The organism is Bacillus sp. LNXM65, assembly GCF_002998575.1.
In the GTDB taxonomy this organism is placed as follows: Bacteria; Bacillota; Bacilli; order Bacillales; family Bacillaceae; genus Bacillus.
Genome location: NZ_PVRB01000007.1, coordinates 1 through 23,947, shown reverse-complemented (window position 1 = coordinate 23,947; position 23,947 = coordinate 1). Strand labels below are relative to the sequence as shown.

Genomic DNA, 23,947 nt, shown 5'->3' with positions numbered 1-23,947 from the left:
CATGCTGCACATTGGCGGAAAAACATTCACATCAAGATTATTACTTGGTACAGGGAAGTATCCATCATTTGAAGTTCAAAAAGAAGCCGTGAACGTATCAGAAGCAGAAATTTTAACCTTTGCTGTGAGAAGAATGAACATATTCGAAGCATCTCAGCCTAATTTTTTGGAGCAGCTTGATTTATCAAAATATACGCTGCTTCCGAATACAGCTGGTGCAAGTACTGCGGAAGAGGCAGTTCGTATTGCTCGTTTAGCGAAGGCTTCTGGACTGTGTGACATGATCAAGGTAGAAGTCATTGGCTGCTCAAGGTCTCTTCTGCCAGATCCAGTCGAAACGTTAAAAGCATCTGAAAGGCTATTGGAAGAAGGGTTTATCGTGCTGCCATATACATCTGATGATGTGGTGCTGGCGAGAAAATTAGAAGAGCTCGGTGTCCATGCCATCATGCCGGGTGCTTCTCCGATTGGTTCAGGGCAAGGCTTACTAAACCCTCTGAATCTCTCATTTATTATTGAGCAGGCGAAGGTGCCGGTGATTATTGATGCTGGTGTAGGCTCTCCAAAGGATGCAGCTTATGCGATGGAGCTAGGGGCTGACGCTGTATTACTGAACACAGCTGTGTCTGGTGCAAAGGACCCTGTGAAAATGGCAAAAGCCATGAAGCTGGCGATTGAATCAGGAAGACTAGGCTTCGAGGCAGGACGGATTCCTTTGAAAAACTATGGGACAGCAAGCAGTCCGCAGGAAGGAATGCCGGCATTTTGAGCACACGTTATTCGCGCCAAGAGCTCTTTCAGCCAATCGGCACAGAGGGGCAAAAGCGGTTAAAAGACTCAAAGGCTGTCATTATTGGTGCAGGGGCACTTGGAACAGCTAGTGCTGAAATGCTCGTTCGTGCTGGCGTTGGATCTGTCACCATTTTGGATCGAGATTATATTGAATGGAGCAACCTTCAGCGACAGCAGCTTTACACGGAGCAAGATGTGCATGATCGGCTGCCAAAGGCTGTGGCGGCTGAAAAAAGACTCAAGCAGGTGAACAGTGACATACATGTCAAAGGAATTGTCATCGATGTGACCGCTCAACATATTGATGAACTTGTCAGCGGGGCTTCGATTATCGTGGATGCAGCGGATAATTTTGAGGTGAGGATGATTGCAAATGATGCTGCTGTCAAACATCAAATTCCGTTCCTTTACGGAGCCTGTGTAGCCAGCTATGGTATTCAATTTACTGTGATTCCTAGTGAGACGCCATGTTTACACTGCCTGCTTGAACATTTACCCGCACAAGGCATGACCTGTGATACAGCCGGTATCATTAGTCCAGTGGTGCAGCAGGTGGCGGCATATCAAGTGGCAGATGCACTAAAATATTTAACAGGACATCAAGTGACGCCAATATTAAAATCGTTCGATTTATGGAAAAACGAACGGTCCGACATTCGGTCGGCCGTGTCTTTAAAGAAAAAGCAATGTCCAAGCTGTGGACTGAAGACTTATCCATTTCTCTCATATGACCGCAGGGCGAAGGCAGATGTACTATGCGGCCGCAATACGGTACAAATCCGCAGTGCTGCTGAAATCCCGCCGCCATTACACGAAGTGGCTATTCGCTTAAAGAAAGCAGGAATGGATGTGCTTGAAAATCCGTATTTACTTTCTTGTCAAAAGGATGAATATAAGCTTGTTTTATTTAAAGATGGCAGAGCACTTGTACATGGTACAAATGATATGGCCAAAGCAAGAACCATTTATCATCAATGGATTGGCTAATGAGAGGTGTGGTGAAATGACGATCAAAAAAGCATTCACAATCGCGGGTTCTGATTCGGGCGGTGGAGCAGGCATTCAAGCTGATTTGAAAACCTTTCAGGAGCTCGGTGTGTACGGAATGTCTGCGATCACAGCGATTACAGCACAAAACACACTTGGCGTTCACGGTATATACCCTCTTTCAATCGAGGCGTTAAAAAGTCAAATAGATGCAGTCGCAGAAGACTTGCTGCCAGATGCCGTCAAAACAGGGATGCTGTGGAGTGCAGACATGATCAATACGGTTGCTGAAAAAACGGTTCAATATGAGATGAAGCTGATTGTCGATCCAGTTATGATCGCAAAGGGAGGGGCTTCTTTATTAAATGAAGATGCGGTCTCTGCGTTGAAAACACACTTGCTGCCTGTCAGCTATGCCGTAACGCCGAATCTTCCTGAGGCAGAAGTGCTGACAGACATGCGCATTCAGACAAAAGAGGATCGCTATCTAGCAGCGGAACGTCTATATGAGCTTGGTACGAAACATGTCGTGATCAAAGGGGGACACGGCCCCTCTGGCGGTATGATAACAGACCTGTTGTATGATGGAAAAGGCTTTATAGAAGTCACAAACGAACATATTGATACCCCGCATACACATGGCACAGGCTGCACGTTTGCAGCGGCATTAACAGCTGAAATTGCGAAAGGGTACTCCATGAGAGAGGCCTTTGAAACAGCAGAAACCTTTGTCCATGAAGCCATCAAATTCCCTTTGAATATTGGAGCTGGACATGGACCTACCAACCATTTTGCTTATCAGCAAAACAGGCTCAAACGATAAGAGAATCGAACCGTCTTCACTTGCGAGGACGGTTTTTTGATGAAAAAGAAACTTTCTTTCAGCGGAAATTGTCATTCACTCATGATCTGTGATAATATTATGATCAGGTACTAATACTATGTCTTGAAAAAATAGGAGGCTTTATTACATATGAACTTTTCTTTAGAAGGCCGTAATATCGTGGTGATGGGTGTTGCCAATAAACGAAGCATCGCTTGGGGAATTGCCCGCTCACTTCACGAAGCTGGAGCTCGTTTGATTTTTACTTATGTTGGAGATCGTCTTGCTGAATCTGTAAAAGAACTTGCAAGCACACTTGAGCGTGATGATTCAATCATTCTTCCATGTGACGTGACAAGTGACGAAGAAATCGAAAAATGTTTCGCTACAATTAAAGAAAAAGTACAAGTCATTCATGGCGTTGCGCATGCGATTGCATTTGCAAACAAGGAAGAACTTGTCGGTGAATACTTAAACACGAACCGTGAAGGTTTCCTTTTGGCGCACAACATTAGTGCATACTCATTAACAGCTGTAGCAAAAGCAGCACGTCCATTGATGACAGAAGGTGGAAGCATCGTCACGCTTACATACTTAGGCGGAGAGCGTGTGGTATCTAACTACAACGTAATGGGTGTAGCGAAAGCAGCACTTGAAGCAAGTGTGAAATATTTAGCAGCTGATTTAGGCGCAGAAGGTATCCGTGTGAACAGTATTTCTGCTGGTCCAATTCGTACGCTGTCTGCAAAAGGCATCAGCGGCTTTAATACAATCCTGAAGGATATTGAAGAGCGTGCACCGCTTCGCCGTACAACGACTCCTGAAGAAGTTGGCGATACAGCTCTATTCTTATTCAGTGATCTATCACGCGGCATGACAGGTGAGAATCTGCATGTTGATTCTGGCTTCCATATCATTGCCCGCTAAACGAATCATTGAATTGCAGCATACCAAAGATGGGTATGCTGTTTTTTTATTTTTCTTCTGATTTGAGACATCCGCTCATATATATAAGGAATGAATCATTCGGGAGGGATTAGTATGTCAAATAAAGGTGATGAGAACCAGAAGCCGCTTATGTATATTGTTCAGCCGAGCTATGATGAATCAATGCCGGCCATGCAAAATATCGTGAGAAAGCGAAAGAAATCAGAAAAACCGCAAGAAAGTCATCAGAGTGCAAAAGACGTGATCGAAGAAAGTACGCACGAGGAACCCGTGGCTCAAGAAATAGAGAAGAAAAAAGAAGTCGGGTCGCCTGAACTTCAGCAAGAACAAGACATCACACAAGAAGCAGAACTTGCACAAGAACAAGACATCACACAAGAAGCAGAACTTGCACAAGAACAAGACATCACACAAGAAGCAGAATTTACACAAGAACAAGACATCACGCAAGAAGCAGAGCTTACACAAGAACAAGACATCACACAAGAAGCAGAGCTTACACAAGAACAAGACATCACACAAGAACCAGAACTTATACAAGAACGAAAACCCCAGCGAGAAGAGGAAAAGCCGCCAGAAGGTGTATTTCATGAAACAAAAGAAGAACCTAGAAGAAAACGAGTGAAAAAGCCTTTAAGTCAGATGAGTATTGACGAAAAAGTCGATTTTCTCACAAGCCTGCCTCATAATATGCCAAGAGCCCTTTGCCTGATTGAAGCTGATGGTAAAACATATAGAGGAATTATCATGGATCGAAAAGAAGATCTAGTGGTCATTCGAACAGCGGGCGGGGGAAATCCAGTTGAATTAGCAATAGATGAAATTTCCTCGATTCATCCGCTTGGCTTTTAACGAATAAAAAAAGTCCCATAGAGGGACTTTTTTTGTTAGCAGTTACGGTTGATGAGTCGTGGATTTAAGCACTCGATTGCGCAGAAGCAGTCAAGATCTACTTCAATGCAATACTTCGATTTTTCTAATCGGAACACATCACATAAGGAATCTTTATCTGTAAAATCTAAAATATGACGGTCTTTGTCAAATGCAATAAGCAAGCTGAGTGTTGCGCAGTGATCACAGATGTGTTCGACTCTGAAAAATGCAGTGCTGAAGCAAGGACCTGCATCTACTTCTCCGACGTTTCCGAATGCGACGAATGGTTTTGATTTGGATGTAAAGAGAACAAACGGGACAGTGTCACCTAATGAATGGGATGTAGAAAGGAGATTGCTGTAACAGCTGGTCGGGCAATCTTCTTCGACGGCACTTTGTAAGTCGTTAATATTTTCAACAGCCTCTGCTACACAGCTCCATGAATGTTTGCGGCTCATATTCAACCCTCCTATACTAGGAAATTTGTTTGAGTGTTTGAGCACTGTCATCATCTACAAGCTTTTTTGTTTTGCCAGTTGATACATCTACTTTCAATCAATGCGGAAGCGGCAGCTCTTATGCTGACTGCTCCGCATGATTGGCTGTCATTCGTAAGGAAGGGGATGCTTTGACTCATGACAAGTTAGGTCAACGGACGATTGGTTTAGCCGTGGTGATGATGCTTTTTATCTTTCGATGGCATGACTCTGTCGACAAGCTCTGGGTTTAAACATTGGATCGCGCAGAAGCAGTTTAGATCAACCTCAATACAAAAGTCCGTTTTTTCTAGACCAAAGAAGTCAGGGTCACAAGGGTGACACACGCTTAGCGTATGTCCGTGTACATCAACAGGTCTTAATACAGATAACGTAGCACAGCAGTCGTGTAATTTTTCAACCCGGAAGAAAATGGATTCGAAGCATTGGCAATCGTCAACAAATCCTCCAATGTTTCCGAAAGTAGAAAACAATCCGCCCTTTTTATCAAAAATTAAAAACGGAATTGTATCTTTTCCAGAAACTGTCGGGCTTAATAAATTACTGTAGCAGCTCGTAGGACATTTATCTTCTACAGCTTCCTGCTCTGCTAAAATCTTTTCAACCGCATCGCATACACAGTTTTCATCATGTCGGCCATGGTGTTTTCCGCAGCTCATGGATTTCAGCTCCTTTAACAAGGTATTTGACTTTAGTCCTTAACAACATATGTATGCGCCCTCTAGTTGGTGTGGGTAAATGACTATTTATATTTGTTGTATTTTTATAAAAGGAAAAGCAGAGCTTTTCGCTCTGCTTTTGGACATTAGAGGATACCAATTGCAACGATTGTCGCAACAAGTGTTTGAGTAAGTGTTTGAATCGCGATCGAGATATCCGCATCGATTGTCGATACTGTAACGTTTCTTGAATTTTCGATGACAAGTTTCTGGCGGTTTGTTTGTTTGTGAGTAGCGGCTTGTAAGAGATCTTGTGTGACGCGGTCAGCTAAATCACCGTCAGCGATTGAGATATTTGTAATGGTGATAATCGCTGTTTGAACAGCTACTTGGATAGAAGCTGCAACCTGTGCATCAACAGAAGAGACGTTAATGTCACAAGAGTCTCTGACGATAATGACTTCCTCAGATGTCTGCTTTGTGAAGCTTAATTGATCAAATTCTTGTAAGACATCTTCATCATCATAATAGTGGCCATCACAAACTGCTTTTCTTTCATAGTTGTAATCGTCGTGGTGTCCGTGGTGTCCGTGGTGTGTACAGTTACGATCTAGAGCGACCCAAGAATATGGTTTAGAATCCATTTCTATTCCTCCTTCCGTTTACTTTATTAAATGCTGGAATGCGTGGTTTTGTCTCGGGCATTTACCCTAGCAGGCAACCCATTTTTATTTAATCGTTATTACGCTGCGCATCACGGCGCTGCTGAATACGATCTCGAAGTGAATTTCGTTTTGGACGTACTTTTGGTTCAGACTGTACTTCTTCCGCATGTTTTGCTGCCTCAGCCTGCCTTTTTTTCTCCTGCTGCTGTTCTACGAAATCATTTGCTTTCTTTTGTAAGTCCTCGACTAATTTCAAAATCATTCTTCTTTGATCATCTGAGATATTTGCTTTCTGATCATCTGTGATATTGTTTTTGTTTAACACATCACTTACAAGAAGACTCGTTAATGGATCAACATCAGTATTGATTTGAAACTCCTTTTTTTCGTTCTCTTCAGCCACGATGATTTCACCTCTTTCATACGTCATGTTAGAAAAGAAAGGGTCAAAGAATGCCGGCTTCAACTAAGAGTACATTCAATGTTTGAGTGAGAATTTGGACGGAGTTCATAATGGATGCATCTGATAATGTAATCGTAATGTTATAGCAGTTGATGATTTGAATCACAGTTTTCTTTTGGACTGTCACTTGTTGTGTGGATAAAAGCTGATCTGTGATGTCTGCAGCCAATTCATCGTCTGGTACAAGAAGTTGAATTAAAAGAGTAATGATTGTCGTTACGGTCGCTTGAAGGGAGAGTGCAGCTGTTACATCTGTTTTATGAATTGTGACATTTTCGGAATCTTTGATCTCAATGAAATCATCATAATTGCTGATTAATTCGTTTAACAGTTGTGTGTATAATAAATCAGCACTTTCTTCAATAGACAATACTTTCACTCCTTTCTTATCTATACATTATTTAATGCAGCAGAGGCTCAAGGTGGAATCGGAAAGCGTGAAAAAGTACAACCCAATTTTATTTCCGCTCGATTCATCATGGCGGTCTTTCTTTTTGCATATATAAAGAAAGGACGCAAAAAAGAAGAAAAAAGGAGGTGGAGGCTCCTGAGTGGTGCTTTGTCATTTGTCGTGTTTGCCCTCGCATCCTTTAGACTGACGAGGCTGATTGTGTTTGATACCATTACTGCTCCTTTCCGCCGTTTATTTCATGAAGAACAGGAAGAGGTCAATGAACAAGGTGAAGTGGAGACATATATCATCATTAAAGGTAAAGGGCTGCGGTCTTGGATAGGAGAGCTGTTAAGCTGTTATTGGTGTACTGGCATGTGGTGCACTGCTGCTTTACTTCTGATATACATACTATTTCCTGTCATCAGCATGTGGCTTAATTTACTATTAGCAATTGCCGCGGCAGCAGGCATTATTGAAGCGATCGTCTCAAAGCTGGTGAAATAAACAGGCATACTGATCAGACACGCTTTCAAAAAATGCATATACTATCATGGAATAGGAAAGGAAGGGTTGCGATGAAACCAACTGAAACACCGTCACATATGCTTCAAGGTTATCCAGCGCAGTCAAATCAACAATCTGTTTATACGAAGAAAATCAAAAAAGCAGATTGCGGCTGTGGAAAGAAAAAGAAACCTCAATAGAACAAAAAACAAAAGCCGGATTTATCCGGTTTTTTTGTTGCCCTTTTTCTGAGTGATGCATATGTAAGAGAGAAGGGGTGACCAGAATGGATGCATTCGAACAATTAATCGGCTCCTTGTTCACTAAACCTCATGATGGAAAAGAACAAGCGCACGAAAAGGGTGAAATGGATCTAGCGGATAAAGCGAATGATCTTGAGCAGCACTTAAAGGTATTTGGCGAGAAGATGGATGCTTTTGCGAAAGAAACAGAAGCATTCATGATGCGTCATGGAGAGGCAGATTACGTCTTTAAACAGCAGAAATAAAAATTCCGCACTTTTTTATGTGATCGTCCAAACCATTTGTAGTATTTTTCATATTTTGTAAGGGAGAAGAGGAGGTGCTTATATATGAGTTGTTACGGTTACGGTGGCGGTTCTTGCGGCGGCTACGGCGGAGGTTATGGCGGCGGATATGGATCAACATTTGTTCTTGTCGTCGTGTTGTTCATCCTTCTAATCATCGTTGGTGCTTCTTTCTTTAACTAAACAGTAAGAAGGTGAGGGAAGCAATGGGGGAGCCTTTTGCTTTCCTTTCTCTTTGGGCAAACAAGGCTTTAGGATAGGCACATATCTCGCCTATTTTCATATAGTAAGGTGATTACTCCACAAAGAGGAGGCAAATGAATGGATAATAAATTCTTTAAAAGCGTTGAAAATAAAACGGGTGTGAATATGAATGATGTTTTTAAGCTTGCAGGTTCTTTGCAAAATGCCAACTTTAAAGATGAAGCAACGGTTCGAGGCGTCATTAAAAAAGTAGCGCAGCTTGCGAATAAGCGTGTACCTAAAGAAATGGAAGACAAAATCGTTCAATCGATTACAAGTGGAAAAGAAAAGCTTGATTTCAATACAATCGCTAAAATGATGAACAACAAAAAATAAACAACAGGCTCTCCGCTTAAAGGGGGGCCTGTTGTTTTTCTGTGAATAATTCTCGGTTTTTCTTTAGTAGGGGATACAAAAAGCGCGAGCGATGAGCGGTTTTTCCTCGCCTAAATGATGGAACAGATAGATAAAGAGATTGTTCAGCTCTTGTCATGGCCACGTATAATAAACGGCGTTCTTCTTCTAGGGCTTCTTCATCACCGTTTCTTAGTTCATCGAGTGAGAAATCATGAGGCAGTGCTCCGTCGACCACGCAAGTGATGTACACCGTTTGGAATTCAAGTCCCTTTGCGCGGTGAATCGTCATGAGCTGAACACCTGGTTCGTCTGTTTTTTCCTTTTCGGCAGATTTCATATGTTCGGCATGTGCGAGAAAGGCTTCAATCGTTTCAAAGCGTTTGGCGGCGGTTTTTACATCTCGTACATCATCCGCCCCTTTTTCAAGCACATTCGTATCGTTCACTCGTTTTTTTAAGTAATCACCAAGTCCCATCTTTTGTTCAATAAACGTCACAGCGTCAGACGGCTTTAACGTTCGTAACGTGCGGAACAGAGGAACAATGGATTTCAGCTTTTTCCGTTGAAACGGCTGAATATCTGTTAGTTTTCCGAGTGCGTCTACCATTGAACAATCTTCCGTGATGGTCAGTGCCTTCATCGTGTTCAAGGTCTGCTGCTTTAAAAAGAAAACCGGAAGCAGCTGTTTCATAGCAGCCACATCATCGGCATCCTGACTTAAAGAGAGAAAGGCGAGAAGAACCCGAACAATTCGTCTGCTGTAGAAGGCTTTGACACCAGCCTCCGTCTCATACGGAATCGCGGATTGATGCAGACGCTCATAAATCGCGCGGCCTCCTGTATTGGTGCGAAAGAGTACGCAGATATCATTCGGCTTTGCGCCGTTTTTAATTTTCTCCTGAATATCTGCCACGATCATGGTCGCTTCCTCTTCCTCGTCATATGGATAAAAGAGCGTAGGCGGGATTGTCTCCGCACGGACAGCTTTTAACGTTTTTTCATAACGATGTTGATTTTTCTTAATAATGGCATCCGCACTTGCGACAATCGTATGATGCGACCGGTAATTCGCATGTAAATGGACGATTTGAGCCGAAGGATAGTCCCGTTTGAATTCAAGAATGAAAGCAGGATTGCTGCCCCTAAAGGCATAAATGGCTTGATCATCATCACCTACACAAAATAGCTGCTCAGATTCTCCAGCTAAAAGCTGAATCAATTGATATTGAACTGGATTAATATCCTGAAATTCATCCACTAAAATATACTTGAACCGTTCTTGATATCGTTTCAGCAGTTCAGGCTGTTCTGTCAGCATGTGCAAGCAGGCGATTGCCATGTCATCAAAGTCAAATTGCTGATTGTCTCGTTTTTGCTGTTCATAAGATTGATAGATCGTCCACATGTGTTTTTCCTTTTCATCCTTCAAATCAGGAAGCTCGCCTGGTAAAAAAGCATTTTTCCAAAAGCCGATCGATTGCAGTACTTGATCGGTAGGGTAGTCTTTTTCATCAAGTCCTTCATTTATGATGGCTTTCCGAATGTACTGTTCCTTCTGCCAGTCAAACTTGATCAGGTGCTGGCCGTTCCATTTGCTTGCATCGTCATGAAGCAGCATTTTATAAAAAAGACTGTGGAAGGTGCCTGTCACCACTTGACTTGCTTGTGATGGGTGAAGCTGGTATTGCTTGCGCAGTCTTTCTTTCATTTCACTGCTGGCTTTTGTGGTGAAAGTCACGAGTAAGATATGGTGAGCAGGAATATGATGATGTGACATGAGATATGCCGCTCTTGCTGTCAGGACTCTTGTTTTTCCGCTGCCAGCGCCAGCCAGCACCAGCATTGGACCGTCTTTATGTGTGACAGCTTGAAGCTGCGGTGTGCTAAAGGTAATATGCGGAAAGAGCTCGATGGTATGTGCTTGTTCATTCTCTTCTAAATGTAACGCATCGCTAAATTGAATCGACCTTGGTTCCTGCCAGTCATATGATTCATTCGTTTGCGAGATGATCTGTTTACCTGTTGGAAAACGGAAGCCCCCAAGTTCTTTATAGGAAGCACTTTCCTCTTGCTCTGCATTTTTTTTCTGATCTTCTTGTTCTTCTGCTTGTTCACACATCTCTTGCTGCGTCATATGTTTATGAATAAAGGCAGGTTCTTCATGTATATTTAATCTGAAAAAGACTGGTTGTCCGCAATATGGGCAGGATAAGTGCCCTTTTTTTCCCTCGTCATGGAGGAATTGATAATGTTCTCTCGAATACGTATGTAATGAGATCGTTCGATCATGTCGTCGTGCGCATTTCAAAGCTAGTCCTCCAATAGTTAATCAATCTTAAAAAGAAACACATCTAATCATATCAAATGAGACGTGTTTCAAACAGTCATAATTAGGGAATAGTAGAGTAGAAGAGAAGCAAAGGAGGCGTTCTTGATGGGATATATAGCCCCGATTCAGCCGGATCTGTATTTTCAATATATCAATCGTCCTGCTCCTCAGGATAAAGAAGACTACGCGAAAGTAACAAAGGTTACTCGCACCTTTCATGACAAGGTATACAGAGAGCTGGAGAAAAAAGAGGACTTAGTGACAGAAGCAGAAACGAAAGTACAGCAAAAAAAGCGGGAACGTTTTGTACGAGATATGTTTATGGAAGAAGGCAAAGGCGTTCATATTAATGCGTATATATAAATGATTACGCTTTCTTCCCTTGACGAACGATGATAAAGAAAAGCCAGGGCATCATGGATGCTCTGGCTTTTTCTTTTGGTCAAACAGATAGTGTTTTTGTCATTTTGACATGTGTGATCCCTGCTTCTTCAAACGGTTCAGAAACGGCTTTGTAGCCTTTCTTTTCGTAGAAAGGAAGAGCTTGGACTTGTGCGTGCATAACCGCTTCCTTCGCTCCATTAGCAATGGCTTCTGTTTCCAGCGCTTCTAATAGTTTGTGGCCAAGGCCGAAAGCGCGCGCCTCTTTTAACACACAAATTCGTTCCAGCTTTGCCTTTGGCCCTTCAATGATCCGCAGTCTAGCGGCTGCTTGAGGCTTCATTTCATCATTATAAATGACAAAATGAATGGCCTCGTCCTCTAGTTCATCTATTTCAATCTCTAACGGGACTTCTTGTTCTTTGACGAACACTTCTTTTCGAACGTAGTATGCATCTTCTCGTTGTGTTTGTGCTGTTGCGATGACTGTTTTCAAATGTCTTTAACCCTCTTCTCCTAAAATAAATGTTTCATAGACGGTCCAAGATCCGTTCTCTAACTGATATAAAAGGTGGAAGCGATCCACGGTTTCTTCATGGTCAATCTTTCTCAGCTTTAATGTACCAAGTACGTCTGAATGCTCATCATCTGATAGTTTTTGAGCTACTGTCACATGCGGAACAAAAGCATATTCAGGTGTGCCAGCAAGTGGATCTGCGTACAACCTTTCATTGAGCGCCATGATTTCCTCGTTCGGTTCTACTTTCATATAAATGACGTTGTTTACAGGAGCGAATGAACTGAATTTTTTAATACGTAACGTAATAGGAGAAGCATTTTTTGCATACTCTCTTAACGTTGAGACGACCTCAGCCGCTTCTAGATCCGTTAATTCAAAAGGTGTTCTTAATGTTAAATGAGGCGGTATAAGTGCATAGTTCGGATCATAACGCTTCCGGTAAGAGTTCGCAATATCTTGCAATTTTTTTGATGGAAATATAACAACTCCGTATTTCATCATGTTCCCTCCTGAATAAGAAAGTATTTATTATTGTTTATTATAACAAAATTCAGTTGATTAACGAATATGGGAGCATTTTTTTTAACGAAGGCGCAATGAGTGGCTGCCAAAACGTCCATTTATGATCCCCTTCGAATGTCTCAAATAAATAATCCGCACCTGACTGTTCAAGAAGCGCCTTTAAATCTTCATTCGGCTGAATAAAATCAAGCACTTGGCCATCTGTCGTTTTCACAGCCGTTTCTTCCAGCCCAATTTGATGGATAATGGCATAAGGGGAAAGGGCTGTCGACTGTTTAACGGCTTCTAGGACTGAATCATCAACGTAAGGAGACTGCAAAATCAGCCCGCCAAATAAAGAAGGATAATCAATCGCTGTCATAAGGGAAATCGTAGCACCTAGCGAATCACCAATAAACGTGCGTCCTGAGCCAATTTGATAGGTTGGATAATGCGTATCAATATAAGGGACAAGTTCATTTGCTAAAAAGCGTTTATACGCTTCAAACTTTGTGCCATCTGGATGATACGTATTCCGTCTTTCCGAGACATTTTCATAAGGGACACCAATGATAATCGAGCGTTCCATTTCTTTGTTTTGCATCAATTCTTCCGCCTGTCTGCCTATTTTGCCTAAGCGGAAATAATCATGACCATCTTGGGCAATGATGACATGATATGTATAAAGGGGGGAGTAATTGACTGGCAAATAGATCAAAAGGGTCATATCCGCCCCAAGTTCTTTTGAATGTAAGGTTTCTTCTTGAATAATGCCTGTTTTCTTCACCATAATCCATTCCTCCAGCTAACCAATTTCATCACAAAGTGAAACGTTTCCATTCATTGTAACATGAAAAACAGCGTTGTTCCTATATGCTAACATGCAATCAATTCAGTTAACACCGAATCTATTGTAAAATACAGAAAATTTCAATTAATTGTTCCGATTCCTCTTGAAAAATAAGATTTAATGCGTTACAGTATTAAGAATTAGAACAGACAGACAATACATTCTTATCATGAGAGGTGGAGGGACTGGCCCTTTGAAACCTCAGCAACCGGTATGCATCACTTCATGTGATGTACCAAGGTGCTAAATCCAGCAAGCAGCTTTTTTGCTTGGAAGATAAGAGGAAGCGATTAAACCCCTTCTTCTTATGAAGAAGGGGTTTTCTGTTTTGAAATCAGATTTTACTTAGGATGGTGTCAAATGACAGAACATGTGGAAACGACATTAGCGCAAATTGGAAACCGCAGCGAAGAGGCGACTGGCACGGTCAGTCCCCCCGTTTATCTTTCAACAGCATACAGACATAGAGGCATAGGGGAATCAACCGGATTTGATTACATTCGAACGAAAAACCCAACAAGGCAGCTTGTAGAGGATGCGATTGCTTCACTCGAAGAAGGGACGGCCGGCTTTGCCTTCAGTTCGGGAATGGCTGCGATCCAAACGATCATGGCATTATTTGAAAGCGGAGATGAACTCATCGTCTCATCAGACCTATATGGCGGTACATACCGTTTGTTTGAAAACGAATGGAAAAAGTACGGCTTACGGTTTCTTTACGATGATTTTTCAGATGAAGACTGTTTACGTTCTAAAATCACGCCAAACACAAAAGCGGTCTTTATTGAAACGCCGACAAATCCACTTATGCAGGAAGCAGATATTCAAAAAATAGCAAAGATTGCAAAAGAATATGGCGCTTTGGTCATTGTCGATAACACCTTTTACACACCCGTTTTGCAAAAGCCGATTACACTTGGAGCGGACATTGTCATCCATAGCGCAACCAAATATTTAGGCGGACACAATGACGTCCTTGCCGGTCTTGTGGTGACAAAAGGAGAGCAGCTGTCTGAAGACATGTTCCAGCATCAAAACGCAATTGGAGCCGTTTTATCTCCGTTTGACTCATGGCTTTTAATGAGAGGAATGAAAACACTGGCTCTTAGAATGCGCCAGCACGAGGCAAATGCGAAGGAGCTGGCAGAGTTTTTAAAGAAACAGCCAGAAATTCAAGATGTCCTTTACCCAGGCAAGGGAGGAATGCTGTCATTCCGTGTAGCCAAGGAGGACTGGGTCAATCCATTTTTGAAGCAGCTGAAAACGATCTGTTTTGCTGAAAGTCTTGGCGGAATCGAAAGCTTTATTACGTATCCTGCAACGCAAACGCATATGGATATCCCAGAGGAGATTCGCATTGCAAATGGCGTTTGTAACAAACTGCTCCGTTTTTCCGTTGGAATTGAGCACGTAGATGACCTGAAAGCAGACCTGAAACAGGCACTATCACAAGTGAAAGAGGAGGTACACGCCAAATGACCACACACGATTGGACACTCGAAACCCAACTCGTTCATAATGCGTTTAAAACAGATCGTTCAACAGGTGCAGTCAGTGTGCCAATTCAGCATGCATCCACATTCCATCAGAGCAGCTTCGATGAATTTGGTCAATATGACTACTCAAGATCGGGGACTCCTACACGTCAAGCATTAGAGGATACGATTGCGGCGCTAGAAGGAGGAACAAGAGGGCTTGCTTTTGCATCAGGCATGGCAGCCATCTCAACTGCTTTTCTTCTATTATCAAAGGGAGATCATGTCCTTGTCACAAGAGATGTGTACGGTGGTACATTTCGAATGATCACCCAAGTTCTTTCGCGATTTGGCATCGAGCATACCTTTGTGGACATGACCGATTTGAATGAAGTCAAAAGAGGCATTCAATCGAATACAAAAGTCATTTACATGGAAACACCGTCCAACCCGACTCTAGGTATTACGGATATTGGGAGCGTCGTCCAGCTTGCCAAAGAACATGACTGTCTGACATTCTTAGATAATACATTTTTAACGCCTGCTCTTCAGCGTCCGCTGGATCTTGGCGTTGACGTAGTCCTGCACAGCGCAACGAAATTTTTGAGCGGTCACAGTGATGTACTGTCAGGCTTAGCTGTCGTGAAAGACGAGAAGCTGGGAGAAGAACTCTATTCGCTGCAAAACTCCTTCGGTGCGGTGCTTGGCGTGCAGGATTGCTGGCTTGTGTTAAGAGGGTTAAAAACCCTTCAGGTCAGATTAGAAAAAGCAAGCCAAACGGCCTTCGAACTGGCCTCATTTCTCAAAGAGCATCCTGCGGTGAAAAAAGTGTACTATCCAGGCTTAGATGACCATCCAGGGGCGGACATTCAGCGAAAGCAAGCAAGCGGAGCAGGAGCTGTTCTTTCATTTGAATTAGAAAACCAAGCAGCTGTCAAAGAATTGGTGGATGCTGTCACATTACCAGTATTCGCCGTCAGCCTTGGCGCCGTCGAATCCATTCTGTCATACCCAGCCAAAATGTCACATGCCGCTATGCCAAAAGAAGAAAGAGAAAAAAGAGGGATTACAGATGGCCTGCTTCGATTAAGTGTAGGGGTCGAAAACGGAGAAGACCTCAAACGCGACTTCAAACAAGCACTCGATCAACTTAAGCCAGTTCTTGTGAACCAATCATAAAGGAGAGAAAAAAGCCGGTCCGGTTACCGGCTTTTTGACCTTTTTTGAACAAAACCATTGACGTCTTATCGTTATGGTTATATAATAGAGACTGTCAGTAACAGAAAGCCCAGAACTGATACATAACCCGATTCCGTAGCTCAGCTGGGAGAGCGCTACCTTGACAGGGTAGAGGTCGCTGGTTCGAGCCCAGTCGGAATCATATAAAAAGACGTTGATACAGAGCCATTCTTGAGATAATCGAGAGTGGCTTTTGTCTATTTAAAATGAAAATTTCTAAAAATTACAACGATAACAATGCGATAAATGAGGATAGGATACCACTGTGCTTCCCTATTTGCACATGTATCTGAAAGGCGAAAGCTGCCATTAAGTGCTGAACGAAGGATGGGTGTATCGTTTCTGACGATGCAGGACAAGCCACAAGTAGGAGAACTCATATTTAATGGATCTAAAACTGTTAGGGACACTTGACACATTAAATATCAGAATTTGAAATTCAAATAAGGGGATGTTGTTTACTTTAATTTCCCACAAGAATAAGATCCTTAGCATACAATACGAGGCAGACATCCATTATCAATACTTAATTGTAATTTACTACTAATAAATACAGTTATAATTTCACCTCTAACTTCCCTAGTTGGAAGTAATGGCAATGAGAAAGAATTGAAGTCTTATCATTTGAAATTGTTAGAATCTGATTAACCGTGGTTAAAAAATGATTCTTATGTGAAGTTGGATCAGATTATGACTTTTTCTATTTAGGTTAACAAATGAAGACACTTCGTTATCACACCTTTATCCAAATTAATTCAGCTATTAGTAATATACTTATTAAGGAAAAGGCTGATTGATTTTAAACGTATGTGCTCTAGCAACTAAGATATTACATACGAACCTAGCCCCTTAGAAAATATGTTTTTTTATTTAACAATATCTCCCTTCTGTCGATATAATCGATGAGGTGATTTAGGATGAATAAACCAAAACTAGGAGATCAGATGGCTAAACTCAATTCTACGAAATTTATCGAGTATTTAAAATCAGATTTCTTTAATGATGCTAAAGAACGAGAAGAAATAAGGAGTGATATGCAAGAAATAGAAAGTTTGGATGAAAAAGACTTAAATTATGGTATTGCATTTATGCTTGAAATAGAGAGTCAAATCCTAACAGCGAAATTCTTTTTCTTTATAGGAGCTTTTATTAGTGCTTTAAGTTCTATTAATGTAATTGATATTCCTAGCCCTTGGAAGACGTACTTGATAATAGCACTGCTGATCATTATATTTACTATTTTGCTGAGATTTCATAAAGATGTTACTGAGGATATCTATAGTCGATCTGTAGCAAAGAGATTTAGAAAATTATTGGAGTTGGCTAAAGAAGCAAAAACCAATAAAGACAACTAATCTTTTTGTCTGTTCTTTTTATTCATATTGGGTTTACTCATCGTAAATTGTAGCTTTAAACCGGTAGTGGAGATTTACTTTAACATGACCGTAACACTATGAAGATCATGTCGAAAGAAATGAAATTAGAGGAGTTAACAGTGAAAATACTAAGCTTTGAATATGAGGATAACAGATTTGAATTACATTCAATGTTTATGGATGATATTAAAAGTATGAAAGATGATGATCTTCAAAGAGATATGCTATTTAAGAGTAAAAATATAGTTAAAGCTGCTTTGGGCTTTGAAGGTTTTTTGCAAGTGGAAAATTTTTCAACTTATGAAGATACCAATTCTGTGTATTGCTCATATACGTTTGGCAAGGATGAGGAAACATCATCACAGCAGAAATAAACTCTTATAAGCAAGTTGCTGGCCAAGCCATATTTGAGATTGGAAGACGATTAAAACATGTGAAAGAGAATGATTTGGCTCATAGTGAGTGGATAAAGTGGTTGGAGAGTGTTGAAATCGAAAGAACGTTAGCGAAAAGGTTAATGCAAGTGTATGATCAATTCGGTAAATGGTGCGACGTCGCACCATTTGCCAACTGGAAAACTTTTCGAAATGCTTTCTCTACCCACATCAATGACAGACAAGAATTCATCGACTCATCTACAGGTGAAACAAAAACTGTAGATGAAATGACTGTGCGTGAAGTGAAGAAGGCTTTGAAGGAAGCTGAACAAGAATAGAATCGATTAGAATGTGAGTTAGATGAGGCTAGGAATATTGATCATGATGAATTGATTGAGGATTTGAGTCATAGTGGTGTCACAATAATTGTTTTTATTATTAAGAATCACTCAGTATAGGTTAGTAAACTAAATCGAATGACCCTTTATGTATCAAGGGTTAGGGCGAATATTTAGAAGAGATTAGAATTAGTCAAAAAACGTGTCTCGTCCTTGACAGGGGAGAGGTCGCTGATTCGAGCCCAGTCGGAATCATATAAAAAAACGTTGATACAGAGCCATTCTTGAGATAATCGAGAGTGGCTTTTGTATTTCTAAAAACGAAAAGGTAACATTTCTATTTTTATTTTGGGTTGTCCCCTTCTTTTATCAATGCACAATATTGACACATCCGAAGCGAAAAATGTAAAATTAAAGCAACTCCAATTAACTCCTTTTGTGCTGCTGGTTGGCGTTGGCAAGTAATTGTCGGGTATGGAGATAGAGGCTCAGTGTGACTAGGGTTTCTAATAAACGTTGCGCTAACAACGTTAGAAATTTCGCCTGTGCTACTGTGCCTCAACAACCAGTTCGTTAATATCATTTCTTTGCGAAGGTCGTTCTGAAGGCTTAAAAATATTCAAAAATTATTAGGTATAGATTTAACAGCTAAATTGTTAGAGAGAAGCGGTATGGTTTACCATACAAAAGAATTATATGAAGAAATAGGTGAGTTGACTACAGATGAGATTAGGATCGTAGCGAGAAGATTTGGCTCAAATTCGCATGGCAATCTAAGGGGATTTCTAACATAAGAGAATATTGAGAGAACATATCCTCATAAATAAGGAGGAGGCTATAGATATTGGCAAAAAAACCATATAACATTCATAAAATAAATATAATTATCAATAATGAGAAGCTTGTGGATATAATGGAAGGGAGATCAATGGATTACACTATTCTGCATGACCGAATAGTAGGAAAATATGGTCTTGATCTCTCTTATAAAGGCTTTATGAACCTTGTGCACAATCGCTCTACATGGAAATTGATCTACGCATGGGCAATTAGTGACATCATTGGTTGTGATATGAAAGAAATATTTGAAAAGGTAGAGTTGGATAGAGAAGAAGAAATTGAGAAGAGAAAAAGGATGAATAAAACATATGTAGATAAAGAGAGGTAAGATTTTCGACCTCTTTTTTTCTTACATTTTACATAAAATACGGGAAAAAAAGTTATAGGCATAATCTGAAATGATTTCAGACAATAGATTGGTTAATTACAACAGATTACTAGAGAATCGCGAAGAGGTTTTCAACCTTACAAACATTTACAGTGTCCCGTTAAACTCAATCGGAGAAGATCGCGTCGTAGATTAAGAACGTATTCGCCAACAGTACTCAGAAGAATAAAGAACAATTTGAACAACTACCTAAGAAACATAATAGGGGCCAAAGGAGGCGATATTCTTTGGACCACCTTAATAGAAAAACAAATGGCACTAAGAGGTGCGATGAAGTAAATGGATTATTTGTTATGGAAATTGAACGGTATAATAATTATGAAAAAACATGAATAACAAAGAATTTAAATAACAAGGATTAAAAATAAAAAGGTAACATTTTTTGTTCTTAAAAAACGAAGGAATACCAGAGGATAAAAAGCTTCTGTAGTAACGATAGAAGTGAATAGAGGGTATCGCTGATAATTACAGAATTCTAAACCTCTACCTTGACTTGGTAGAGGTAGATGGTTCGACCCTTGAGCAACAAGGGTTTCTTTTGTTTTTCTGAACCCGAATGATTGTTCGCCACCAGCTGAATTAGAGACCATCGTAAAGAATCCTTCTTTTTAAAGATTAGAAAGCAATAATTAAAAGAAAAATAAAACTAGTCTATTTCCTCATCCATCACTTTCTTATATTTTTCAAACTCAGAATCTTTCATTTCTCCGTTCATTTGTAACAGGAAGTTCCCTTTTGAATATGTGTGAGAAAAGAACATAGATCCAGCATTACCCAACTCATCATAATAAGATTTGGCCTGTTTAAGATCAGTTTCATTTCCAAATTTAAAAATCCTCCCACCAGCATTTTCACCTAAAGAGGGAATGAGAATCCTTTTTCCTTCTTCTCTTATATTGCCAAACTCTTTTTGTTTAAGATCAGTTGGTTTTTCTGCTTCAAGCCCAGCACTTTTGAAAGCTTCAATAAGATTGTTTGTGGTGAGCTGTTTTTTAGTAGATGCTGCACTGCTGCAAGCTGTTAACAATAATAAACAAGTAAAAAATAATATAAAATATTTTTTCATAATAGATCCTCCTGATTTCTAGATGCATAAGGATCTTACAATAAGTAATTCCTTTTTACTATCCTTTCGACAAAAATAGACATTTAAAAGAGTGTTTAAATTTAAGAAAAAACAGTTGAAGGGTAAAATGATAACGTTCAAGCGAATACACATTTGATAAAATATTCAGTGGAGGGGAGAAAGATATGAAGTCACTTTTACTAATTGGACAATCAAATATGGCGGGGCGCGGCTTCAAGCATGAAGTGCCTCCGATTTATAATGAAAGAATCATGATGTTGCGAAATGGTAGATGGCAAATGATGACTGAACCCATTCATTTTGATAGGCCGGTAGCTGGCGTAGGACTGGCGGCTTCCTTTGCGGAGGCTTGGTGCAAGGATCATGAGGGAGAGAAGATTGGTCTTATTCCATGTGCAGAAGGTGGCAGTTCCATTGATGAGTGGTCGCTAGATGGAGCATTATTTCGTCATGCAATAAATGAAGCTAAATTTGCAAAGGAAAATAGCGAATTGGTCGGGATATTATGGCATCAAGGAGAAAGTGACAGCCAAGATGGGAAATACAAAGAATACTATGAAAAAATACAAAGATTATTTCATGAACTAAGAACTGAATTATCTGTACCTAACATTCCGCTTTTAATAGGAGGTTTGGGCGATTACTTGGGGAAGTTGGCATTTGGCGCAGGGTGTGTGGAATATCAACGTATTAATGAGGAACTACAAAAATATGCACATCATAATGAAAATTGCTATTATGTTACTGCGAAAGGTCTTATATCTAACCCGGACGGAATTCATATCAATGCGATGTCCCAGAGAATATTTGGTATAAGATACTATGAAGCATTTCGAAAAGAAGAACATATACATGAACCATTACCAAATGAAAATGAGTTAGTCAATGAATGTCATAATAGAATGAATACCTCAGCGGAGAAAAAATACATAGCACTAGAAAAGTTCACGTTGGGCAAGATTACTTACGAAGAGTTGCTGGAGGCTTTATCGTAGGTTAAGCTTATGGTAGCCTTTGAATGAAAACGTTATAACTCACAGTAGTGATAGACAGAAACATGACATATCTCTTGAAAGGATGATTGTGGTGGTGAAAACAGATAAAGTCTCCTCCTGAATACATGAAATCACATTCAGGAGGAGATAAAAAATGTTTAAACAAATAGACAAAAATTATCCAAGAAAAGAGCACTTTCATCATTATATGACGTTAACCCAATGCTCATATAGCCTGGTGATCGATCTAGACATCACGAATTTGCATTCCATATTGAAAGAAAAAAAGCTAAAAGTATATCCTGTGCAAATTTATTTGTTAGCAAGAGCTGTGCAAAAAATACCGGAGTTTCGAATGGATCAAGTGAACGATGAACTTGGCTACTGGGAACTTCTCCATCCTAGTTATACGATTTTAAATAAAGAAACGAAGACATTTTCAAGTATTTGGACGCCTTATGACGAAAACTTTGCTCAGTTTTATAAAAGCTGTGCAGCGGACATTGAAACATTTAGCGAAAGCAGCAAACTATTTCCAAAACCTCATATGCCAAAAAACATGTTCAATATTTCAAGTCTGCCGTGGATTGATTTCACTTCTTTTCATCTTAATGTATCTACAGATGAAACTTATTTACTGCCAATATTTACGTTAGGTCAATTTAAGATGAAAGAAGAAAAAATCATCTTACCAGTCGCCATTCAAGTACATCATGCTGTTTGTGATGGCTATCACGTCGGTCAATATGTGGAATATTTGAGGTGGCTTATAAAACATTGTGAAGAGTGGTTAAATGATTCATTGCATATTACCTGAAGACAAAAGATGTTCCCATGGAAATCTAGAAGATGAAGGCAGACTGAAATGAGTCTGCCTTTTTGTTTTGTGAAGATAATATAATGTAAATGTGCTAAAGATTTATTGGTGTGCAACAAGGCAATCATGTTAAGTTTCTCAATAGTTCTTTTTGCGGTTTCTTTTCGGTGCTTTGTAAATTATTGTATGTGATAATAAATGTAATATAAGGGAGTTTAGTGGAAGGGGAATAAGGGATGGAGAAAGTTCTTTCTTCACATGTAGGTGTGAAAATAAATGAATGGTATAAAATGATTCGGCAATTCAGTGTACCTGATGCAGAGATTTTGAAAGCTGAGGTAGAACAAGAAATTGAACGAATGGAAGAGGATCAAGATTTACTCATTTATTATCAATTGATGTGCTTTCGACATCAGCTTATGCTTGATTATATCAAACCTTCAGAGCAACGGTCTTTATCCATTGCAGACCTAGTGGATAAAATCGAAAATTCAAATCATAAATTATCCGGCATGCTGCATTATTATAACGCATTTTTTCGTGGCATGTATGAGTTCAGTATAAAAGAATATGTACAGGCCATTCAATATTACAAGATCGCTGAGAGGCAGCTCGCACTGGTTGTAGATGATATTGAGCAAGCGGAGTTTCACTTCAAGGTGGCTGAAGCCTACTATATTATGAAACAAACCCATGTTTCCATGCATCACATTATTAAGGCACTTGAAATTTACGATCAGTATGAGTTATACAAGATTAGAACAGTTCAATGTTTATTTGTAATAGCAGGAAATTATGATGATTTTAAGCAGTATGAAAAATCATTAATACACCTGAATAAAGCCTGTTCCATCGCTGAAAAAATAGCGGATAAAAGGTTGATTGCCAAGGTACTTTTAAATATAGGAAACAATTATGAAAAAAAACAAGATTATGCAAAGGCTATCCAATATTATCAAGAGTCCCTTGAAATATCAGAAGATGGTATGGACGATGTAAAATCGGTCATATATGTTAACCTTTGTTGGGCGCTATATAAGACAGGAAAAACTGATGAAGCATCCAAATTAGTGGATAAAGCTTTGAAACTGATCTCTCATAAAGAGAACCCGCACGAAATTCTATTAATACGTTCTATAAGAACTACATATGAAAGTAATGATGAGGATAAGATTCAAGCTATGCTTCAGACATTTGAAGAAAAGCAGTTGTTTGTTTTCGTAGAAGAATTCACTAAAAATCTTGCAGTTATTCATGAAAAAAGAGGAAAGTTTGAGAAAGCAACAGAATATTACAGGATGGCATTTCAAGCCCAACAAAATATTCAAAAAGGAGAGTGTCTTTATGAGTATTAAAAAAATGATTATTATAAGCTCTATAATCTTTCTAGGTGCAGGTGTATATGAAGCATCTAGTACGATAAAACCAGCATCAAATCGAAATACAACAATGGAAGATTCGAATAGAAATACAACTTTCATTCCACAAAAAATCGATCGAAACACAGCATCTCAAAACGTTTAGATGAAAAGAAAACAGACCTTAAGAAGGTCTGTCAGATTGTAGAGAAACTCATGTTTTTCTACAATCTTTTTTATTTTCATCGTAATTATGATGGATGGGATTTAATGAAAAAGGCCTCCCACACACCTAGCCTAGCTTCGCTAGGTGTGTGGCAATCT

31 protein-coding genes, 1 tRNA gene and 1 riboswitch are annotated in these 23,947 nt (G+C 39.9%); of the genes, 22 read left to right on the top strand and 10 right to left on the bottom strand.

The features are described from left to right. The first annotated feature begins 1 nt into the window (after window position 1). The 5 genes from C6Y03_RS14150 (at window position 2) to C6Y03_RS14130 (ending at window position 4,402) form a co-directional block, all read left to right on the top strand. Window positions 2-769 (top strand): thiazole synthase, encoded by a 768-nt coding sequence (locus C6Y03_RS14150; RefSeq protein WP_066031031.1) that lies wholly within the window; start codon window positions 2-4, stop codon window positions 767-769. Beyond that, on the top strand, window positions 766-1,779 hold the full coding sequence (locus tag C6Y03_RS14145) for a thiazole biosynthesis adenylyltransferase ThiF (RefSeq protein WP_106039520.1): 1,014 nt from the start codon (window positions 766-768) through the stop codon (window positions 1,777-1,779). Before C6Y03_RS14150 ends, C6Y03_RS14145 begins: the two co-directional genes overlap by 4 nt. Window positions 1,780-1,795: 16 nt before the next feature. Beyond that, window positions 1,796-2,602: a bifunctional hydroxymethylpyrimidine kinase/phosphomethylpyrimidine kinase gene (gene thiD / locus C6Y03_RS14140; RefSeq protein WP_106039519.1), complete on the top strand. Its 807-nt coding sequence runs from the start codon at window positions 1,796-1,798 to the stop codon at window positions 2,600-2,602. Between the two features lie 150 nt (window positions 2,603-2,752). Continuing rightward, window positions 2,753-3,529: an enoyl-ACP reductase FabI gene (gene fabI / locus C6Y03_RS14135; protein ID WP_003211867.1), complete on the top strand. Its 777-nt coding sequence runs from the start codon at window positions 2,753-2,755 to the stop codon at window positions 3,527-3,529. 114 nt (window positions 3,530-3,643) lie between these two features. Beyond that, window positions 3,644-4,402: a CotO family spore coat protein gene (locus C6Y03_RS14130; RefSeq protein ID WP_106039518.1), complete on the top strand. Its 759-nt coding sequence runs from the start codon at window positions 3,644-3,646 to the stop codon at window positions 4,400-4,402. 35 nt (window positions 4,403-4,437) lie between these two features. Here the strand turns inward: C6Y03_RS14130 and C6Y03_RS14125 are convergent, their stop codons facing one another. From C6Y03_RS14125 to C6Y03_RS14105, 5 genes are all read right to left on the bottom strand, one after another. Then, window positions 4,438-4,881, bottom strand: coding sequence for a CotY/CotZ family spore coat protein (locus C6Y03_RS14125; protein ID WP_034663193.1), 444 nt, complete (start codon window positions 4,879-4,881; stop codon window positions 4,438-4,440). 206 nt (window positions 4,882-5,087) lie between these two features. Beyond that, complete coding sequence (locus C6Y03_RS14120; protein WP_060596022.1) at window positions 5,088-5,579, bottom strand: CotY/CotZ family spore coat protein; 492 nt, start codon at window positions 5,577-5,579, stop codon at window positions 5,088-5,090. Between the two features lie 146 nt (window positions 5,580-5,725). Further along, window positions 5,726-6,223 carry a spore coat protein gene (locus C6Y03_RS14115; RefSeq protein ID WP_106039517.1) on the bottom strand — a complete coding sequence of 166 codons (498 nt, stop codon included), beginning with the start codon at window positions 6,221-6,223 and terminating at the stop codon, window positions 5,726-5,728. An 88-nt stretch (window positions 6,224-6,311) separates the two neighbouring features. After that, entirely contained in the window at window positions 6,312-6,647 is a 336-nt protein-coding gene (locus tag C6Y03_RS14110; RefSeq protein ID WP_106039516.1) for a spore coat protein, read from the bottom strand. A gap of 43 nt (window positions 6,648-6,690) precedes the next feature. After that, entirely contained in the window at window positions 6,691-7,077 is a 387-nt protein-coding gene (locus C6Y03_RS14105) for a spore coat protein (protein ID WP_034663185.1), read from the bottom strand. A gap of 177 nt (window positions 7,078-7,254) precedes the next feature. Here C6Y03_RS14105 and C6Y03_RS14100 point away from each other — a divergent pair, with 177 nt between their 5' ends. The 5 genes from C6Y03_RS14100 to spoVIF all read left to right on the top strand — a co-directional run bounded on the left by C6Y03_RS14100 (window position 7,255) and on the right by spoVIF (window position 8,731). Then, window positions 7,255-7,605 carry a DUF1360 domain-containing protein gene (locus tag C6Y03_RS14100; RefSeq protein ID WP_060596043.1) on the top strand — a complete coding sequence of 117 codons (351 nt, stop codon included), beginning with the start codon at window positions 7,255-7,257 and terminating at the stop codon, window positions 7,603-7,605. A gap of 71 nt (window positions 7,606-7,676) precedes the next feature. Further along, entirely contained in the window at window positions 7,677-7,805 is a 129-nt protein-coding gene (locus C6Y03_RS19510; RefSeq protein ID WP_258182060.1) for a hypothetical protein, read from the top strand. 86 nt (window positions 7,806-7,891) lie between these two features. Next, entirely contained in the window at window positions 7,892-8,113 is a 222-nt protein-coding gene (locus C6Y03_RS14095) for a hypothetical protein (protein ID WP_060596024.1), read from the top strand. An 84-nt stretch (window positions 8,114-8,197) separates the two neighbouring features. Further along, a complete protein-coding gene (locus C6Y03_RS14090) occupies window positions 8,198-8,335 on the top strand; it encodes a YjcZ family sporulation protein (protein WP_003212017.1) in 138 nt (45 codons plus the stop codon). A gap of 138 nt (window positions 8,336-8,473) precedes the next feature. Then, a complete protein-coding gene (gene spoVIF, locus C6Y03_RS14085; RefSeq protein WP_003212292.1) occupies window positions 8,474-8,731 on the top strand; it encodes a sporulation-specific transcription regulator SpoVIF in 258 nt (85 codons plus the stop codon). 16 nt (window positions 8,732-8,747) lie between these two features. On the opposite strand, the gene C6Y03_RS14080 is transcribed toward spoVIF, so the two are convergent. Beyond that, complete coding sequence (locus tag C6Y03_RS14080) at window positions 8,748-11,060, bottom strand: UvrD-helicase domain-containing protein (protein WP_106039515.1); 2,313 nt, start codon at window positions 11,058-11,060, stop codon at window positions 8,748-8,750. Between the two features lie 126 nt (window positions 11,061-11,186). Here C6Y03_RS14080 and C6Y03_RS14075 point away from each other — a divergent pair, with 126 nt between their 5' ends. Next, window positions 11,187-11,444, top strand: coding sequence for a hypothetical protein (locus tag C6Y03_RS14075; protein ID WP_034663177.1), 258 nt, complete (start codon window positions 11,187-11,189; stop codon window positions 11,442-11,444). Window positions 11,445-11,523: 79 nt separating this feature from the next. Here the strand turns inward: C6Y03_RS14075 and C6Y03_RS14070 are convergent, their stop codons facing one another. Genes C6Y03_RS14070 through C6Y03_RS14060 form a run of 3 tightly spaced genes read right to left on the bottom strand, consistent with a single transcriptional unit; the run spans window position 11,524 to window position 13,273 of the window. Further along, the gene (locus C6Y03_RS14070) at window positions 11,524-11,958 is read right to left on the bottom strand and encodes a GNAT family N-acetyltransferase (RefSeq protein WP_058014269.1); all 435 of its coding nucleotides are present in this window, start codon (window positions 11,956-11,958) and stop codon (window positions 11,524-11,526) included. A 6-nt stretch (window positions 11,959-11,964) separates the two neighbouring features. Next, complete coding sequence (locus C6Y03_RS14065) at window positions 11,965-12,480, bottom strand: YjcG family protein (RefSeq protein WP_034663172.1); 516 nt, start codon at window positions 12,478-12,480, stop codon at window positions 11,965-11,967. A 52-nt stretch (window positions 12,481-12,532) separates the two neighbouring features. Next, entirely contained in the window at window positions 12,533-13,273 is a 741-nt protein-coding gene (locus tag C6Y03_RS14060; RefSeq protein WP_066031027.1) for an alpha/beta hydrolase, read from the bottom strand. Between the two features lie 221 nt (window positions 13,274-13,494). Then, window positions 13,495-13,616: riboswitch (SAM riboswitch) on the top strand. A gap of 77 nt (window positions 13,617-13,693) precedes the next feature. Here C6Y03_RS14060 and C6Y03_RS14055 point away from each other — a divergent pair. The 7 genes from C6Y03_RS14055 (at window position 13,694) to C6Y03_RS14025 (ending at window position 19,306) form a co-directional block, all read left to right on the top strand. Then, complete coding sequence (locus C6Y03_RS14055; protein ID WP_066031026.1) at window positions 13,694-14,812, top strand: methionine biosynthesis PLP-dependent protein; 1,119 nt, start codon at window positions 13,694-13,696, stop codon at window positions 14,810-14,812. Next, window positions 14,809-15,987, top strand: a complete 1,179-nt coding sequence (gene metC, locus C6Y03_RS14050) for a cystathionine beta-lyase (protein WP_066031025.1) — start codon at window positions 14,809-14,811, stop codon at window positions 15,985-15,987. The genes C6Y03_RS14055 and metC overlap by 4 nt, the downstream gene beginning before the upstream one ends. A 129-nt stretch (window positions 15,988-16,116) precedes the next feature. Continuing rightward, a tRNA-Val gene (locus tag C6Y03_RS14045) sits at window positions 16,117-16,189 on the top strand. 775 nt (window positions 16,190-16,964) lie between these two features. Beyond that, window positions 16,965-17,402 (top strand): hypothetical protein, encoded by a 438-nt coding sequence (locus C6Y03_RS14040; protein WP_106039514.1) that lies wholly within the window; start codon window positions 16,965-16,967, stop codon window positions 17,400-17,402. Window positions 17,403-17,542: 140 nt separating this feature from the next. Then, the gene (locus C6Y03_RS14035; RefSeq protein WP_142393304.1) at window positions 17,543-17,797 is read left to right on the top strand and encodes a hypothetical protein; all 255 of its coding nucleotides are present in this window, start codon (window positions 17,543-17,545) and stop codon (window positions 17,795-17,797) included. After that, on the top strand, window positions 17,779-18,138 hold the full coding sequence (locus tag C6Y03_RS14030; RefSeq protein WP_106039512.1) for a DUF3102 domain-containing protein: 360 nt from the start codon (window positions 17,779-17,781) through the stop codon (window positions 18,136-18,138). Before C6Y03_RS14035 ends, C6Y03_RS14030 begins: the two co-directional genes overlap by 19 nt. An 844-nt stretch (window positions 18,139-18,982) precedes the next feature. After that, on the top strand, window positions 18,983-19,306 hold the full coding sequence (locus C6Y03_RS14025; protein ID WP_106039511.1) for a hypothetical protein: 324 nt from the start codon (window positions 18,983-18,985) through the stop codon (window positions 19,304-19,306). 706 nt (window positions 19,307-20,012) lie between these two features. Here C6Y03_RS14025 and C6Y03_RS14015 read toward each other — a convergent pair. After that, window positions 20,013-20,432 carry a stress protein gene (locus C6Y03_RS14015; RefSeq protein WP_106039509.1) on the bottom strand — a complete coding sequence of 140 codons (420 nt, stop codon included), beginning with the start codon at window positions 20,430-20,432 and terminating at the stop codon, window positions 20,013-20,015. 185 nt (window positions 20,433-20,617) lie between these two features. Here C6Y03_RS14015 and C6Y03_RS14010 point away from each other — a divergent pair, with 185 nt between their 5' ends. The 4 genes from C6Y03_RS14010 to C6Y03_RS13995 all read left to right on the top strand — a co-directional run bounded on the left by C6Y03_RS14010 (window position 20,618) and on the right by C6Y03_RS13995 (window position 23,789). Further along, window positions 20,618-21,448: a sialate O-acetylesterase gene (locus C6Y03_RS14010; RefSeq protein WP_106039508.1), complete on the top strand. Its 831-nt coding sequence runs from the start codon at window positions 20,618-20,620 to the stop codon at window positions 21,446-21,448. A 154-nt stretch (window positions 21,449-21,602) separates the two neighbouring features. Next, window positions 21,603-22,265, top strand: coding sequence for a type A chloramphenicol O-acetyltransferase (gene catA, locus C6Y03_RS14005; protein WP_106039507.1), 663 nt, complete (start codon window positions 21,603-21,605; stop codon window positions 22,263-22,265). Between the two features lie 236 nt (window positions 22,266-22,501). Then, a complete protein-coding gene (locus tag C6Y03_RS14000; protein ID WP_106039506.1) occupies window positions 22,502-23,620 on the top strand; it encodes a response regulator aspartate phosphatase in 1,119 nt (372 codons plus the stop codon). Next, complete coding sequence (locus C6Y03_RS13995; protein ID WP_099727532.1) at window positions 23,610-23,789, top strand: RapH phosphatase inhibitor; 180 nt, start codon at window positions 23,610-23,612, stop codon at window positions 23,787-23,789. Before C6Y03_RS14000 ends, C6Y03_RS13995 begins: the two co-directional genes overlap by 11 nt. Window positions 23,790-23,947: the final 158 nt, after the last annotated feature.